Here is a 14,381-nt window from a genome sequence, read left to right as displayed (position 1 = left end):
AGCTTTTAATGCGGTTTATATTGCCAAAAATTACTAACATTTTTCAAAGAGTGTTAGTATAATTCGCTTGAAAATTTTTCGTAATAATTTGACAAATATAAAAGTTTGCAACTATTTTCTAGTATCGCTATTTCCTTTGCTAGCTGCTGTGGTGTGCGACTAAAAGCGTAAATTCCATATCCTTTTATAACTACGATGTTTGTATTTTTTTCAAGCATGTAACGATAAATTTCGGTTTCTGCTCGTTCATACCAGTCTTCAAATTGCTTTGGCGCATAAACATGAATTTGATGAAATTTCATATACCCAAAATAGTCTTTTGGCTCGATTTTGTCATGTTTCATGGCATAGGCTGTTGTGTAAGGAGGCATGGCGTAGCATATAAATTTTGCTTCGTTTATGTTTTTGTATATGTTTAGGTGTATATATGCATCCATGCTTGCTTCATTCCAACGATAGTCCTTCTTTGAAAACAGTAGCGTCAAATCACTATCTTTAATGTCGTCAAATATTGCATTTTGTTTATTGATAAGAAATTGATTTCTCTCTACTCTTGCCGAGATAGAGCCATGAAAAACGCCTAGGAAATTTTTTCTAAACATCGAAAGTGAAATCTTTTTTAGCTCATTTATGGAGTGCTGGAGTTCCATTTTTATCCTTTTTTGGTTTAATTATAATAAAACTACATAAAATTTTACATAAAATTACTTTTTAAGTAAAGATTAGATAAATTTATAATTAAATTTAAAGGAAGAAAATATTTTGCAAAGCCCACATGTTAGCGTTTTACTAGAAGAAGTTTTGGATGTTTTTAAGGATACTAAAGGTAATTTTATAGATTGCACTTTAGGATATGGAGGACATTCGTCGGCACTACTAAAAGCAAATTCAAATTTAAACCTTATAGCTTGCGATAGAGATGATGAGGCGATAGAATTTTCCAAAAAAAAACTATCTGAATTTGGTGAGCGAGTTAGAATTTATAAGAGCAAATTTTCTGGATTAATTCAAATTCTTGATCAAAATGACAAAAAAAATGTTAAAGGACTGCTTGCTGATATAGGGGTTAGCTCTCTTCAGCTTGATAAAAACGATCGGGGCTTTAGTATAAATTCCGACACTCTTGATATGCGCATGAATCAATCTGACGGACTAAGTGCATATGATGTTATAAATAGTTATGATAAAGAAAAACTAGCTGAAATTTTATACAAATACGCAGAGCTTACAAATGCAAATTTTATAGCCCAAAAAATCATTGAAGCTAGAAAAACAAAAGCCATAACAAGCGCAAAAGAGTTGGCCGGTATAGTTGGCACAAGACCGATAAAAGGAAGAAGCGTAAGCCCTGCTATACTTGTTTGTCAAGCAATTAGGATAGAGGTAAATAACGAGCTAGGTGAGCTTGAAATGCTTCTTGAAAGCATTAAAAACGCTAAGTTTAATGGTTGCAAAGTAGCGATAATTAGCTTTCATTCTCTTGAAGATAGGATTGTAAAAAATACATTTAAAGAGTGGGCAAAGGAGTGCATATGTCCATCTTTTGCTATAAGATGTGAGTGTGGCGGTAATCACGCTTTGGGTAAAATTTTAACCAAAAAAGCCATAACGCCAAGCAAGGAAGAGATAGCTGTTAATTCTCGTAGTAGTTGTGCTAAAATGCGTGTTTTTGAGTTTAAAGGGTAGATAATGGATGAAAAAGTAGAACTACTTGAGCTTCATGACGAAGAGCAAAAGCACGAACAAAATTTAAGCTTTAAAACACTAGTAATGGTCTATCTTGCGATGTTTGTTGCACTTGGATTGTTGTTACCTAAAATTTATATAGCAAATCAAATTTATTATTTGAGTCGCGATATAGCCGAGATAAGCGGAAAACGCGATGTTTTATTAGAAGAGTATAAGGCTTTAAATACCAGGCTTGAAAACCTTCGCTACAAAAATCAAATTCTAAACCCACTGCAAGATCCGCAATGGAAGTAACTATTCGGCACTTTCCTTTTGTAAGATAAGTTTTTCAAGAACGTATTGCTCAAGCTCTTTTTTAGGTATGTCATTTTTTATCGCTTCGTTATAAATTTCTTCTACTTTTGTTGAGTATTTCTCATAAGTAAAGTATGGAAAATGCACCGCCCAAGCTTTTTTGATAAGTTCGCGGCTTTTTTCTTTTCTCGCCCAAACCTTAAACATATCAAAACCTATAAAAACAACGGATGTAACCGCAACGGTAACTAAAATAGAAATATGCGCATCGATATTTGATAAAAAATGATGGGTTAACACAAGTAACGGGAAAAGAAACAATATGCATATGAGTGCATAAATTTTATATGTTTTAGAGTGTCTGAATTTGAAATTTAGTTTTGCGCCGTCTACTAACATGCCTTCGTTAAAAAGGCAGTTTGCTTCAAGTAAATCCCTAAAAAGAACTGGTTGTTTTGATACGACAAAGATGCTATCTAGTATGTATTTTTTTAAATTTTCTTTCATTTTGTTCCAATATTTTATTAAAATTTAACGCAATTATATCAAAAAACCCTAAAATAGAGTAAAATTTGCTACAATTTTACTAAAATTTAAAGGAGCAAAGATGGCGGGAAGTAACATGGAAATAGTTTTTTTAAATGGAGAATTTTGCAAAGCATCGGAAGCTAAAGTAAGTGCTTTTGACAGAGGTTTTGTCTTTGGAGACGGGATTTACGAGGTAGTTCCTGTTATAAATTCTCGTCTTGTTGATAGAGAGGATTTCTGGCTTAGGTTCGAACGAAGCCTTAAAGAGATAGAGCTAAAACTTCCTTATAATAAGGAAAAATTTGAAGAAATTTTATATGAAATAATAACAAAAAACAACCTAAAAGAGGGCGGTGTATATATGCAGATTACGCGTGGCGCCGCTCCTAGGGATTTTTATTTTATCGAGAATTTAACTCCAAGTGTGTTTGTTTTTTGCTATGAAGCAGAAATTTTAAGTAATCCGCTAGCAACAACAGGCATAGAAGTAGCAAGTGTAGATGACATACGTTGGAAACGACGCGACATCAAGTCTATATCGCTTTTGGCTCAGTGCTATGCGAAAAATGAAGCCCATAAAAAGGGCGCACATGAGGGATTTATGGTTGAAGATGGCTTCGTGACAGAGGGTTGTAGTTCAAGTGCATTTATCATAAAAGATGGTGTTTTAATAACAAAACCACTTTCAAATGAAATTTTGCCAGGAATTCGCCGTAAGCGTCTTTTGAGATTAGCCGATCAGGCAGGATTAAAAGTTGAGCAGAGAAAATTTAGCATGAGTGAAGTTTATGAGGCGGACGAGGTGTTTATATCGGCTGCTACGCTTATATTACTTCCTGTGATAAAGGCTGACGGAAGAGCTATAAACGGCGGAAAGATAGGTAAATTTTCAATGGCTTTAAGAGAACTTTATGTGCAGGAATTTTTAAAAGAGGCGCTTAAATAAAGTGGAAAAAATCCTAATCAGCGCTTGCCTGCTTGGGCAAAATTGCAAATACGACGGCACAAATAATAGTAGTGATGCTTTAAATTTAAAATTAGCAAAACTTGCACAAAAATACGAGCTTATAAAAATTTGTCCCGAAGAGCTTGGAGGACTTAAAACTCCGCGTGAGGCGGCTGAAATTTTAAACGATAGAGTTGTGACTAAATTTTCTGGCTTAGATGTTACGGATGGGTTTATTTTTGGTGCTAGAGTTTGTTTAGACTTGGCTAGGTTAAACGAATGTAAGATCGCCGTATTAAAAGCAAGAAGCCCAAGTTGTGGGAGTGATGAAATTTATGATGGAAATTTTACAAAAACCTTGATAAAAGGCGATGGCGTATGCGCAAAAGAGCTTAAAAGTGGCGGTATCAAAATATATAGCGAAGAAAATTTTGATCAGCTTTTAGATGATTAGATCGTTTAAAATCTGCTATAAAATCAGGTTGAATTTTTATAATTTTTGTTAAAATCTCGGCTCAATCTATAATGTAAGGAAAATTTTTGAAAAATAAAATTTTATCGGTTTTTTTTCTTTTGTTTTTACTTGGTTGTTCTCAAAAAGTGCCTCAAGTTAGTTTAGACCAAACTTTTAAAGGTCGTATCACGCTTTTGGATTTTGAATTACCTCAAGATGCAAATTTTCTTCCACAGAGCATGCTTAGCGCTAGTTTTAGTGGTGACGATCTTTTGAAAAATCGCTTTAGTGTCTATGATATAAATGTTAAAAATGTAAAACAGGATGAGGCGTTTTGGGCATTTAACACATATAAATTTTCAGAGAAAAAAAGCTATTTTGGATCAAATTTTAGACCGGTAAAAAAGGCTTGGTTTGACAAGCAAAGACAAAATGCAAATTTTAATGAATTTGGCAAATTATCAGCACATGCCATAACTACCGCAAATACTGCTCTAAGAAATTTCCCAAGCAGCGACCCTCTTTTTTACAACCCACAACTTCCGGGAGAAGGTTATCCTTTTGACTATGCTCAGTCTTCTACTTTAAGCATAGCTCATCCACTTTTTGTATCGCATTTTTCACTTGATAAAGCTTGGGTATTCGTTAAGGATGATACGGTTTGGGGCTGGATAAAGTCAGAAGATATAAAAATTTTAACCAAACAAGAAAGCAGTAAGTATAAAAAGCAAAATTTCTTAGCTGTAAAGATAGATAATACGCCTGTTTATGACCTAGAGGGCGGGTTTTTATTTTATGCAAGAGTAGGGGTGCTGCTTGGTTTTAACGCCGAGGATAAAGAGAATTTTTATGGAGAAGTGATAACAAGAGCAGGGGTTAGAAAATATAAAATTTCAAAGCATGCTTCTGGTAAATTTCCCCTTGCTTTTGATGATGAAAATATAAGAATTTTATCCCAGTCTCTACTAAATCAGCCTTATGGCTGGGGTGGGGTAAATAACCTTCGCGACTGCTCATTATTTTTAAAAGATCTCATGAGTAGCTTTGGCTTTTGGCTTCCTAGAAATTCTGGCGCGCAGGCTAAAATGGGAAAAAAGATAGAGCTGCAAAATTTAAATGCCAAAGAAAAGATCAAGCTCATAAAAGAGCAGGGCGTGCCTTATATGACACTTTTTCATCTTCCAGGTCACATTATGCTTTATGTGGGAACTAGCAACGAAGGAGTGCTTGCTTTGCATGATGCGTGGGGTGTTAGGACAAAAGATAACGGACGTGCTCTTATGGGCGGCGTGGTGCTAACAACGCTTGAGATAGGCAAAGGTAGAGGTGATATAGATGATAAGAATTTGCTACTTTCAAAGGTGATTTCTATGAATATCTTGCAAACCCCAAGTGGCAAAAAATCTGAAATTTTGCCTTTAAATTCCAAAATAGATATGAAAGAAAAGATATCAAAACTACAAGATGCTTATGGGGTTAGGATCGAGGATAATTTAGTTTATTTTAGCGATGAAAGTCATATAGTGTTTAATGATTTTATAAAAAAAGACTCCGAGTGTAGTGTTGGCGCTGATGTGCAAGATATGAACGCTTTGCCGTATGCCGCTCTTATGCCCTTAAATGCGTCCTTAAACGATAGTGGACGATGTAGGAACTACGAGCTTTTGGGTAAAATTTACGGAGATAACAAAGAGGCTGTAAGAGAAAATTTAACAGACGTTGTGTGGCTTAAGGATTTTTTAGGTTTAAAGCTAAAATTTAACTCAAAAAACGGTGCAGCTAAGGCTTTAAATGCTGTTAGTCAGGAGCTAAACGAGCTTATTAAACAAGACCCGTCTTTGCTTGAGTTTCTAAAAGATCCCGCTGGGACTTTTAATTGGCGTGTTATAGCCGGCACAAATAGACCGAGTGCACATAGTTACGGTATCGCAATAGATGTAAATGTTAAACAAAGCCACTACTGGCGCTGGCATAAAGTGTATAAAAATCAAATTCCAGAAGCTATAGTTCATACCTTTGAGAAGCATAAATTTATCTGGGGCGGTAGATGGGAACATTTTGATACTATGCACTTTGAGTATCGTCCGGAGATGTTTTGATAGATGTTAGAGCAAATTTTAAAACTGCTTGAAAACTCAAATATCTTTTTAACAGGAGGCGGAGGGGTTGGCAAGAGCTACCTTACACAAGCTGTTATCAAGCACTACCGAAGCAACCTTAAAAATGTCGTCATACTAGGCTCAACGGGCATAAGCGCCGTCGGGATCGGTGGTGTGAGTGTGCATAGTTTTTTTAAATTTGGAATTTGTAAAAACTATGAAGAGTTAAGGCTTCTTGATAGGCGTCAAAGGAGTAAATTAAACTCATTAAGAGCCATGCTTGATAGTTGTGATTTGCTTGTGATCGATGAAATTTCAATGATAAGCTCTGATCTTATGGAGATGATAAGGTATCGCTTGCAAGCTTCTAAATTTAACGGGAGGTTGCTTTTTGTTGGTGACTTTTACCAACTTCCACCTGTGCAAAAAGAGCAAGGCAAAAATGCCCTTTTTAGCTTTACATACGCTTTTAGTTCGCATGCATGGAGTGAATTTAAACTAAAAAACATCGAGCTTCTCATTTCAAAACGTACACAGGATTTACAATTTTACAAAATTTTATCTCATCTTAGAGTTGGCGAGCTAAATGATGAAGTTATAGACTATATAAATTTGCTTAGAAGCGATAAATTTGAGATAAATGACGATATGAGTGTGCTTTACGGCACTAACCGCGAAGCTGATGTCTTAAATGAAAGATGCTTAAAAGAGCTACAAACTCCGCTTGAAGTTTGCACGGCGGATATTAAAATTTTTGATGAAAAGCTACATGAAAAAACTCTTGAAAGTTGGATAAACGCACTAAATTCTCCATTAAATTTAAACATGAAAATCGGAGCAAAGATAATATTTACCGCAAATAAATGGGGCGAGTATTATAACGGAGAACAGGGCAAAATCGTTCAGATTTTAAAAGAAAACGGCGAATACTCCGGTGTTATCGTCCAAAAAAACGACGGCGAGATAATAGAAGTAGTCAAAAATTCCTTTGAGCTTAGTGAATTTGTTTCAGAAGACGGCGAGATAGCACAAAAAAGCATGGCTAGTTTTTTACAGTTTCCATTTAAGCTAGCTTATGCGCTAACGATACACAAATCACAAGGCATGAGCATAAATTTTTTAATGTGCAACCTTAATCAAATTTTTGCTAACGGTCAGCTTTATGTTGCGCTTTCTCGTGCTAAAAATCCAAAAAATTTAAAGCTTTTTTATGATAGAGGGGTTGATTTTAGGCAGTATTTAAGAAAAGTCGTTAAAATTGACAATGAAGTTAAAAAATTTTATAGTGAAAATATTTTTGAGAACATTAAGGAGATAGAGATATGAAGAAGCTGTTTTTGATTATGATTTTTTCGGCATTTGCCTTTTGTGATGTTTTAAGGGTAAGCGACTTTCAAACTGACATTTACTCAAAATCCGGAGCAAATATAACTAAAAAAATAAACTTAAATTTAGAAGTGGTTGGGCGCGATATGAATGACAATGAGTCTTATGTGCTTGACGCTTTAAATATCATAATCGGAAGCTTTTATGTTGAAGATATCTTAACTTCAATGGGAAAAGAAAAATTTAAAGAGACTTTTATCAAATACGCCGCTAAAAAACATACTCTTGATATTGATGATGTGCTTATTTTAAATATCAAAGTTATAAACAACCTAGAACTTAACGAGATCATAAACGCTATAAAATCACAAAATTTATGTCAAAGTCCACTGCCTCAAGATGCCCTTGAGAATAGACGAAAGAAAACAAACGAGATCGTTATAGCGCCTGACTCAAATACAATAAACCAACGACCGATCGACTTAAATAGTATTCAAGGTTTTGGCAAGGATTTTGAGTAATTTTATCAAATTTATTGGTTGATTATATCGTATCCTTGCGGTATAACCGGTGTTAAAATTTCCTCTGAAATTTGTTTGTTTGCGACTTGATTTTTTAATGTGATTTTTATTTTATTATCAAGCCTGTCTTTATAGTCAATCATCGTTGGAAGATCGTTTTTAACGGTGATAAAATACTCCACACCGTCATAAATGGCCTTATAAAGTGTTGGTTGGATTTGCATTGCATGGGTTAAAATTTGAGTTAAATTCGGAGTTTCGTCAAGTCTTGAAATGATGGCTTGTTCTAACTCGTCCTCTACGATAACAACTCGTTGCTTGTCAAAATATATCTTTTTTGGTGTGGGTGACTCATATATCCAAAGCGCGACATTATCATTCCTCGCATAAAATTTACCGCTATAAGATATGCTTTGGTTTTGACTGTTTACCGTTTGCGTAAAGTCGCTTTGTAAACTTTTGAAATTTAACCCCGCACAAAAACCAGGTAATGCTAGCAAAAAAACAATTAGAATTTTTCTCATCTACTCCCCTTTTTTTACGCTATTCTAGCCCAGTTTAAATAAATAAATAGTAAAACTATGATAGAATGAGAACTTTTAAAATTTAAGGAAGGCACAAGTATGGTTTCAGCGGTATTTAGAAAAATTTTTGGAACAAAAAATGACCGAGAGATAAAACAATACGCAAAAAGAGTAAAATTTATAAATGCACTTGAAGACAAATATCAGGCAATGAGCGACGACGAGCTTAAGGCTGCTTTTGAAGCTTTAAGAGTGCAAGTCAAGGAGCAAAAAGTAAGTCTTGACGATATTTTAAACGATGTCTTTGCCATCGTTAGAGAGGCTAGCAAGAGAACGCTTGGTATGCGTCATTTTGATGTTCAGCTTATCGGCGGTATGGTGCTTCATGAGGGCAGGATCGCCGAGATGAAAACAGGTGAAGGTAAAACATTGGTTGCTACTCTTCCTGTTGTTTTAAACGCGATGAGCGGTAAAGGCGTGCATGTAGTTACAGTCAATGACTATTTGGCAAAACGTGACGCAACTCAGATGGGCGAGCTTTATAAATTTTTAGGCTTTAGCGTAGACGTTATACTAAGTGGAGTTTATGATGATAGTGTAAGACAGGCTGTATATAATGCCGATATAACTTACGGAACAAACTCTGAATTTGGCTTTGACTATCTTAGGGACAATATGAAATTTGACGCAAAAGATAAAGTTCAAAGAGAGCACAACTTTGTTATAGTGGACGAAGTGGATAGTATCTTGATAGATGAGGCAAGAACCCCGCTTATCATCTCAGGACCTACTAATCGCACTCTTGACGGCTACATAAAGGCAAATGAAGTAGCTCAAAAGTTAACTCGCGGGGAAGCTGCAGACCCTAATATCCCAAATTCAAAGCCTAGCGGCGACTTTGTCGTAGATGAGAAAAACCGCACGATAATGATAACCGAAGAGGGTATAAATAAAGCAGAAAAGTTATTTGGTGTTGAGAATTTATACAACCTAGAAAACGCTATCCTTAGCCATCATTTGGATCAGGCATTAAAGGCACACAACCTTTTTGAGAAAGATGTTCATTATGTAGTGCGAGATAACGAGATAGTTATCGTTGATGAATTTACGGGCAGACTAAGTGAAGGTAGGCGTTTTAGCGAAGGGCTTCATCAAGCTCTTGAAGCCAAAGAGAAGGTAAAAATTCAAGAAGAGAGTCAAACTCTAGCCGATACAACCTATCAAAACTACTTTAGGATGTATGACAAACTAGCAGGCATGACGGGAACTGCGCAAACAGAAGCTACGGAGTTTTCTCAAATTTATAAGCTAGATGTTATTAGTATACCTACAAATGTTGCGGTTAAAAGAATTGACGGCAACGACCTGATCTATAAAACTCAAGAAGAAAAATTTAAGGCAGTTGTTGAAGAGATAAAAAAGGCTCACGACAAAGGTCAGCCGGTGCTTGTCGGTACCGCAAGTATCGAGCGTAGCGAAAAGCTACACGAGATGCTTGTAAAGGCTAAAATTCCTCACTCTGTGTTAAATGCTAAAAATCACGAAAAAGAGGCGCAGATAATCGCTGAAGCCGGCGCAAAAGGTGCAGTAACTATAGCTACAAATATGGCTGGTCGTGGTGTTGATATAAGAATAAATGATGAGGTTAGAAGTCTTGGTGGACTTTATATAATCGGCACTGAAAGACATGAAAGCCGCAGGATAGACAACCAATTGCGTGGGCGTGCAGGACGTCAAGGTGACCCTGGTCAGAGTAGGTTTTACTTAAGCCTTGAAGATAACTTGCTTAGAATTTTTGGCTCTGATAGGATAAAGGCGATAATGGATCGTCTTGGTATAGAAGAGGGCGAAAGCATAGAGAGTCGAATGGTAACAAGAGCCGTAGAAAACGCACAAAAAAAGGTTGAAAGTCTACACTTTGAAGCTAGAAAGCATCTTCTTGAATATGACGATGTGGCAAATGAGCAAAGAAAGACGATATATAACTACCGTAATGAGCTACTTGATAAAGAATTTGACATGAGCGAGAAGATACTGCAAAACAGACAAGAGTATGTTGCAAGCATGCTTGAAAATGCGGAAATCTTCCATGGTGGTCTTAAAGATGATTACGATATCGCAAATTTATGCAAGATCATAGCAAACGACTGTGGTGAGCTGATAGATGAAAGCGACCTTACTGGACTTGAATATGATGAAATTTTGCAAAAAGCAACTCAAATTTTAACCGATAGATACGAAGAGCGCATGAGTGTGCTTCAAAGCGAGCAAAAGCATGATATAGAAAAGGTTCTTTACTTGCAAGTGCTTGATAACGCGTGGAGAGAGCATTTGTATCAAATGGATATATTAAAAACAGGTATCGGGCTTCGCGGATATAACCAAAAAGACCCTCTAACTGAGTATAAAAAAGAGAGTTACAATCTTTTCATGGAGCTTGTTGTTCGTTTAAAGACCGAAAGTATAAAAATGCTTCAGAGCTTGCGCCTAAGAAATCGTGACGAAGAAGAAGAGCAGGCTGCAGCCATGCGTGAACGTATGCAGCAAGAGCAAGATAGAAGCTTAAATTTCAACCAAGATCAAGCTCAAACATCTACTAAAAAAATACCTCGCAACTCACTGTGCCCTTGCGGAAGCGGTAAAAAATACAAAGAGTGTTGCGGCAAAAGCGGTCCTAAAAAGGGCATTTTCGCTTAAATTTATCCTCAAAATAAGCCTTGTGGTTTATCCATAAGGCTTTGCTAATACTAAAAGGAAATCAATGACAAGTCTTCCTAAATACTTGCTTTTTAAATACCTTAGATTTGATAAATCACAACCATTTATAACTCTAAGTGCGGTTCTTGCCTTTTTGGGAGTTAGTATCGGACTTATGGTGCTTATAGTTGCCATGGCGATAATGAACGGTTTTGATAAAGAATTTGAGCGTAAGCTTTTTACCATGAACTATCCCATAACGATAATGAGCGCTTTTAAAGCTGATATAGACGATACTTTAACTTTACAGCTTAAAGAAAAATTTCCGGAGCTAAAATTTAGTCCGTTTATAAGCTCTCAAGTCATCTATCGCGGGTCAAATTCTTTAGAAGGCGGCATACTTTTTGGGGTAAATTCAGCTGATGAAAAGCAAATTAATTTGATTGTAAATGAAGGATTGAAAGAAAAAGAGCTTAATGGATATGATATCTTGATCGGCAAAGGGATAAAAGACCAGTTTAGGTTAAATGAAAACGACAAGATAACGCTTATATTTACAAAGGCGGATCCAGGAGGATTTTCGCTTATTCCAAAAATGAAAAGGTTTGACGTTGCTTCTAGTTTTGAGTCAGGACTTGTAGCTTACGATAAAGCTTATGCATACACGTCAGCCGAGGCTTTGCGTAAAATTTTAGAGTATCCTGACGGCGTTTATGATGGGGTGCATGTGTATTCTTTAAAACCGTTTGATGATATAAAGCGTATACAAGAGGCGCTTCCTGTTGGGCTAAAAGCGATAGGCTGGTGGCAACAAAACGGAAATTTCTTCTCTGCTTTGGCGCTTGAAAAACGTGCTCTTTTTATAGTCTTGATGCTTATCATACTTGTTGCATCACTAAACATCGTAAGCTCTCTTTTGATGACTGTTATGAACCGTCGCCAAGAGATAGCGCTTTTGTTGGCGCTTGGAGCTAGTAAAAATGAGATAAAAAAGAGCTTTTTTTACCAAGGTTTGGTTATCGGTGGTGGTGGGATAGTTTTTGGTCTTATTTTGGGGCTTTTTGGAATTTGGCTACTTGGAAATTTCAACATTATAAATTTACCGGCAGATGTTTATGGTAGCTCAAAACTTCCTATGGAGCTTTCGCTTTTTGATTTTGGTATGATTATCGTTGGAGCGATCATTATAGTAGCGATCTCATCGTATTATCCGGCTAAAAAAGCCACCCAGATAGACGTTTTACAAACTCTTAGAAACGAGTAAATTTAAGATAGCCATGCTTGTGCTATCTTAAATTCTTGCCACATCTTTATCTATCTTGCACAAAAGAGCCTCATGCACTAAAGTCCTAGCAACGGCTCTTTCTTCTCTTACTAGATGAAAGTTGTTACCAAGGTCCGAAAATAGATCCTTTTCGTCATGTCCGTTAAATCTTATGACGGTTTGTATGGTTGGATTATAGTTTTTGATATTTTGCGCGATAAGCTCAAGTCGTTGTTCGTTGCTAACAGTTATGATAACCGCAGCCGCACTGCTGATACAAGCGTTGTCATAAGTTTGCTTTTTTAAGACGTTTCCTAAAAATACATTTTCACCGCGACTTCTACCAAGCTCAACCAAGCTTAGATCGCTCTCAAGCGCAAGGTAGAGAATTTTTTGCTCTTTTAAGCGCAAAACAACCTCTTGTCCAAGTCTTCCGTATCCAAAGATAACTATATGGTTTTTGATCTTTTGTGGTTTTATCATCTCGTTTGGCTCTACTGCAACCTCTTTTTGCACTAAATTTGCTAGGCGATTTAAATTTTTAAGGATAAAAGGTGTGACAAACATCGAAACCACGGCAACGGCTATGAAAATTTGAGCTGTTTGGTTTGAGATCAAACCTCTTGAACTCATAAGTCCAAAGACAGCGAGTGCAAATTCGCCTATCTGACATAAGCTAAGGGCTGTTTTTATAGCAACTCTTCGCTTTGCATAAAGTAAGAGCATGCCAAAAACGACAAGGGCTTTTATGAACATGGTTGCTATAATTAAGAATGCTATAATAAATATATTATCAAATACAATACTAAAATTTATCTGCATACCGACAGTTATAAAAAACAGTCCAAGAAGTAGGTCTCTAAACGGTATGAGGTCTGATTCTATCTGGTGCTTATACTGCGTTTCAGCCATCATCATGCCAGCTAAAAATGCTCCAAGCGAGTAAGAAAATCCAAACGAATAAGCAAGCTCGCTAGAGCCGATAACTAAAAGCAGTATCATGGCGATAAAAATTTCTTGCGAATTTGTTTGCACGACTTTATAAAATATCCAGTTTATAGTGTATTTGCCTATTAAATAGATCGTTATGATAAGTATTATCGCACTAATAAATGTTTGAATTAAAAGCTCGTCAATAGAGCTGTTTGCCGAGCTAAATATATCAATCATAAGCAAAATAGGGATAACTGCTATATCTTGAAATAGTAAAATTCCAAGAGCTTTTCTTCCGTAAATTTGAGATATATCGCCAGTGTCATTTAGGGTTTTTAATACTATCGCAGTTGATGAAAGTGCAAGGGCTAGACCGATGATGATAGCGCTCTTATCAACCACATTCATGGTGTAAAGAACTAAAATTCCAAGTATAAACCCCGAGATGCTAACCTGAAAAGTTCCGTTTAAAAATACCTCTCTTTTCATTGTCATGAGGTGTTTAAAGCTAAATTCAAGCCCTATGGTAAACATCAAAAACACAATGCCAAATTCGGCTAGGTGCATTATCTCTTCGTTGCTTTTTATGTTCATAAATCCGGATATTATCGTGCCTGTGACGATATATCCGATGATTGTAGGTATGGCAAATTTTTTAAAAACAACATTTAAGACTATGGAGAGTGCGGTTGCTAGTAGGAATGCTAAGAGAATTTTTTCCATTTATTTTAATTTTTCATCATAAAATATAATATCAAAACTATTTTTGCGTTTAACTAGGGATTTTTTGGCCGGTATGCCACCTTTTTTGAATTCATCAAGCTCATCTCGTAGCTGGTCGATAGTTGTTTCAAATTCGTCCATTTTTTCTTTAAGTTGCAAGATAACATCAACTCCTGCTAAATTTACTCCAAGATCTCTGGTTAGTCTAAGTATCATTTTGACCTTATCAACATCACGTTGCGAGTAAAGTCTCATCCTTCCATCAGTTCTTGAAGGCTCTATAAGACCTTCGCGTTCGTATTGGCGAAGCGTTTGAGGATGTATGCTAAGCACTTTTGCCACAACGCTAATTAAAAATAGCGGTTCATCATAATCTTTCATGT

Annotated in this window: 14 protein-coding genes; 9 read left to right on the top strand and 5 right to left on the bottom strand. The window is 36.1% G+C overall.

Annotated elements, in window-relative coordinates; genetic code table 11:
- Positions 1-53: 53 nt before the first annotated feature.
- Positions 54-650 carry a class II aldolase and adducin N-terminal domain-containing protein gene (locus CCAL_RS05250; RefSeq protein ID WP_170015485.1) on the bottom strand — a complete coding sequence of 199 codons (597 nt, stop codon included), beginning with the start codon at positions 648-650 and terminating at the stop codon, positions 54-56.
- 112 nt (positions 651-762) lie between these two features.
- Here CCAL_RS05250 and rsmH point away from each other — a divergent pair, with 112 nt between their 5' ends.
- A complete protein-coding gene (gene rsmH / locus CCAL_RS05245) occupies positions 763-1,686 on the top strand; it encodes a 16S rRNA (cytosine(1402)-N(4))-methyltransferase RsmH (RefSeq protein WP_169935644.1) in 924 nt (307 codons plus the stop codon).
- Positions 1,687-1,689: 3 nt separating this feature from the next.
- Positions 1,690-1,983, top strand: coding sequence for a hypothetical protein (locus tag CCAL_RS05240; RefSeq protein WP_169935646.1), 294 nt, complete (start codon positions 1,690-1,692; stop codon positions 1,981-1,983).
- Here the strand turns inward: CCAL_RS05240 and CCAL_RS05235 are convergent, their stop codons facing one another.
- The gene (locus tag CCAL_RS05235) at positions 1,984-2,490 is read right to left on the bottom strand and encodes a hypothetical protein (protein ID WP_169971638.1); all 507 of its coding nucleotides are present in this window, start codon (positions 2,488-2,490) and stop codon (positions 1,984-1,986) included.
- A gap of 100 nt (positions 2,491-2,590) precedes the next feature.
- Here CCAL_RS05235 and CCAL_RS05230 point away from each other — a divergent pair, with 100 nt between their 5' ends.
- The 5 genes from CCAL_RS05230 (at position 2,591) to CCAL_RS05210 (ending at position 7,857) form a co-directional block, all read left to right on the top strand.
- Complete coding sequence (locus CCAL_RS05230; RefSeq protein ID WP_169935650.1) at positions 2,591-3,457, top strand: D-amino acid aminotransferase; 867 nt, start codon at positions 2,591-2,593, stop codon at positions 3,455-3,457.
- 1 nt (position 3,458) lies between these two features.
- Positions 3,459-3,911: a DUF523 domain-containing protein gene (locus tag CCAL_RS05225; RefSeq protein WP_170015483.1), complete on the top strand. Its 453-nt coding sequence runs from the start codon at positions 3,459-3,461 to the stop codon at positions 3,909-3,911.
- Positions 3,912-3,997: 86 nt separating this feature from the next.
- A complete protein-coding gene (locus CCAL_RS05220; RefSeq protein ID WP_170015481.1) occupies positions 3,998-6,010 on the top strand; it encodes a bifunctional C40 family peptidase/M15 family metallopeptidase in 2,013 nt (670 codons plus the stop codon).
- Between the two features lie 3 nt (positions 6,011-6,013).
- Positions 6,014-7,336 (top strand): ATP-dependent DNA helicase, encoded by a 1,323-nt coding sequence (locus tag CCAL_RS05215; protein ID WP_170015479.1) that lies wholly within the window; start codon positions 6,014-6,016, stop codon positions 7,334-7,336.
- On the top strand, positions 7,333-7,857 hold the full coding sequence (locus tag CCAL_RS05210) for a hypothetical protein (protein ID WP_170015477.1): 525 nt from the start codon (positions 7,333-7,335) through the stop codon (positions 7,855-7,857). Before CCAL_RS05215 ends, CCAL_RS05210 begins: the two co-directional genes overlap by 4 nt.
- Positions 7,858-7,868: 11 nt before the next feature.
- Here CCAL_RS05210 and lolA read toward each other — a convergent pair whose 3' ends face one another.
- On the bottom strand, positions 7,869-8,381 hold the full coding sequence (gene lolA, locus CCAL_RS05205; RefSeq protein WP_169971641.1) for a LolA-like outer membrane lipoprotein chaperone: 513 nt from the start codon (positions 8,379-8,381) through the stop codon (positions 7,869-7,871).
- A 99-nt stretch (positions 8,382-8,480) separates the two neighbouring features.
- Between lolA and secA the strand changes: the two genes are divergently transcribed.
- Positions 8,481-11,078: a preprotein translocase subunit SecA gene (secA, locus tag CCAL_RS05200; RefSeq protein WP_170015475.1), complete on the top strand. Its 2,598-nt coding sequence runs from the start codon at positions 8,481-8,483 to the stop codon at positions 11,076-11,078.
- Between the two features lie 64 nt (positions 11,079-11,142).
- Positions 11,143-12,342 carry an ABC transporter permease gene (locus CCAL_RS05195; protein ID WP_170015473.1) on the top strand — a complete coding sequence of 400 codons (1,200 nt, stop codon included), beginning with the start codon at positions 11,143-11,145 and terminating at the stop codon, positions 12,340-12,342.
- A 27-nt stretch (positions 12,343-12,369) separates the two neighbouring features.
- Here the strand turns inward: CCAL_RS05195 and CCAL_RS05190 are convergent, their stop codons facing one another.
- Together CCAL_RS05190 and CCAL_RS05185 are read right to left on the bottom strand one after the other, a co-directional pair.
- Positions 12,370-13,998, bottom strand: a complete 1,629-nt coding sequence (locus CCAL_RS05190) for a cation:proton antiporter (RefSeq protein ID WP_170015471.1) — start codon at positions 13,996-13,998, stop codon at positions 12,370-12,372.
- Positions 13,999-14,379: a heat shock protein transcriptional repressor HspR gene (locus CCAL_RS05185; protein WP_169935668.1), complete on the bottom strand. Its 381-nt coding sequence runs from the start codon at positions 14,377-14,379 to the stop codon at positions 13,999-14,001.
- Positions 14,380-14,381: the final 2 nt, after the last annotated feature.

Source organism: Campylobacter sp. RM6914 (genome assembly GCF_004803835.1).
GTDB classification, from domain to species: domain Bacteria; phylum Campylobacterota; class Campylobacteria; order Campylobacterales; family Campylobacteraceae; genus Campylobacter_A; species Campylobacter_A californiensis.
This window is presented reverse-complemented; position numbering and strand designations above follow the sequence as displayed.

Coding starts and splice junctions, on each gene's coding strand:
- CCAL_RS05250 (WP_170015485.1), bottom strand. CDS start 650: ATGGAACTCCAGCACTCCATAAATGAGCTAAAAAAGATTTCACTTTCG.
- CCAL_RS05240 (WP_169935646.1), top strand. CDS start 1,690: ATGGATGAAAAAGTAGAACTACTTGAGCTTCATGACGAAGAGCAAAAG.
- CCAL_RS05235 (WP_169971638.1), bottom strand. CDS start 2,490: ATGAAAGAAAATTTAAAAAAATACATACTAGATAGCATCTTTGTCGTA.
- CCAL_RS05230 (WP_169935650.1), top strand. CDS start 2,591: ATGGCGGGAAGTAACATGGAAATAGTTTTTTTAAATGGAGAATTTTGC.
- CCAL_RS05215 (WP_170015479.1), top strand. CDS start 6,014: ATGTTAGAGCAAATTTTAAAACTGCTTGAAAACTCAAATATCTTTTTA.
- CCAL_RS05210 (WP_170015477.1), top strand. CDS start 7,333: ATGAAGAAGCTGTTTTTGATTATGATTTTTTCGGCATTTGCCTTTTGT.
- lolA (WP_169971641.1), bottom strand. CDS start 8,381: ATGAGAAAAATTCTAATTGTTTTTTTGCTAGCATTACCTGGTTTTTGT.
- secA (WP_170015475.1), top strand. CDS start 8,481: ATGGTTTCAGCGGTATTTAGAAAAATTTTTGGAACAAAAAATGACCGA.
- CCAL_RS05195 (WP_170015473.1), top strand. CDS start 11,143: ATGACAAGTCTTCCTAAATACTTGCTTTTTAAATACCTTAGATTTGAT.
- CCAL_RS05190 (WP_170015471.1), bottom strand. CDS start 13,998: ATGGAAAAAATTCTCTTAGCATTCCTACTAGCAACCGCACTCTCCATA.
- CCAL_RS05185 (WP_169935668.1), bottom strand. CDS start 14,379: ATGAAAGATTATGATGAACCGCTATTTTTAATTAGCGTTGTGGCAAAA.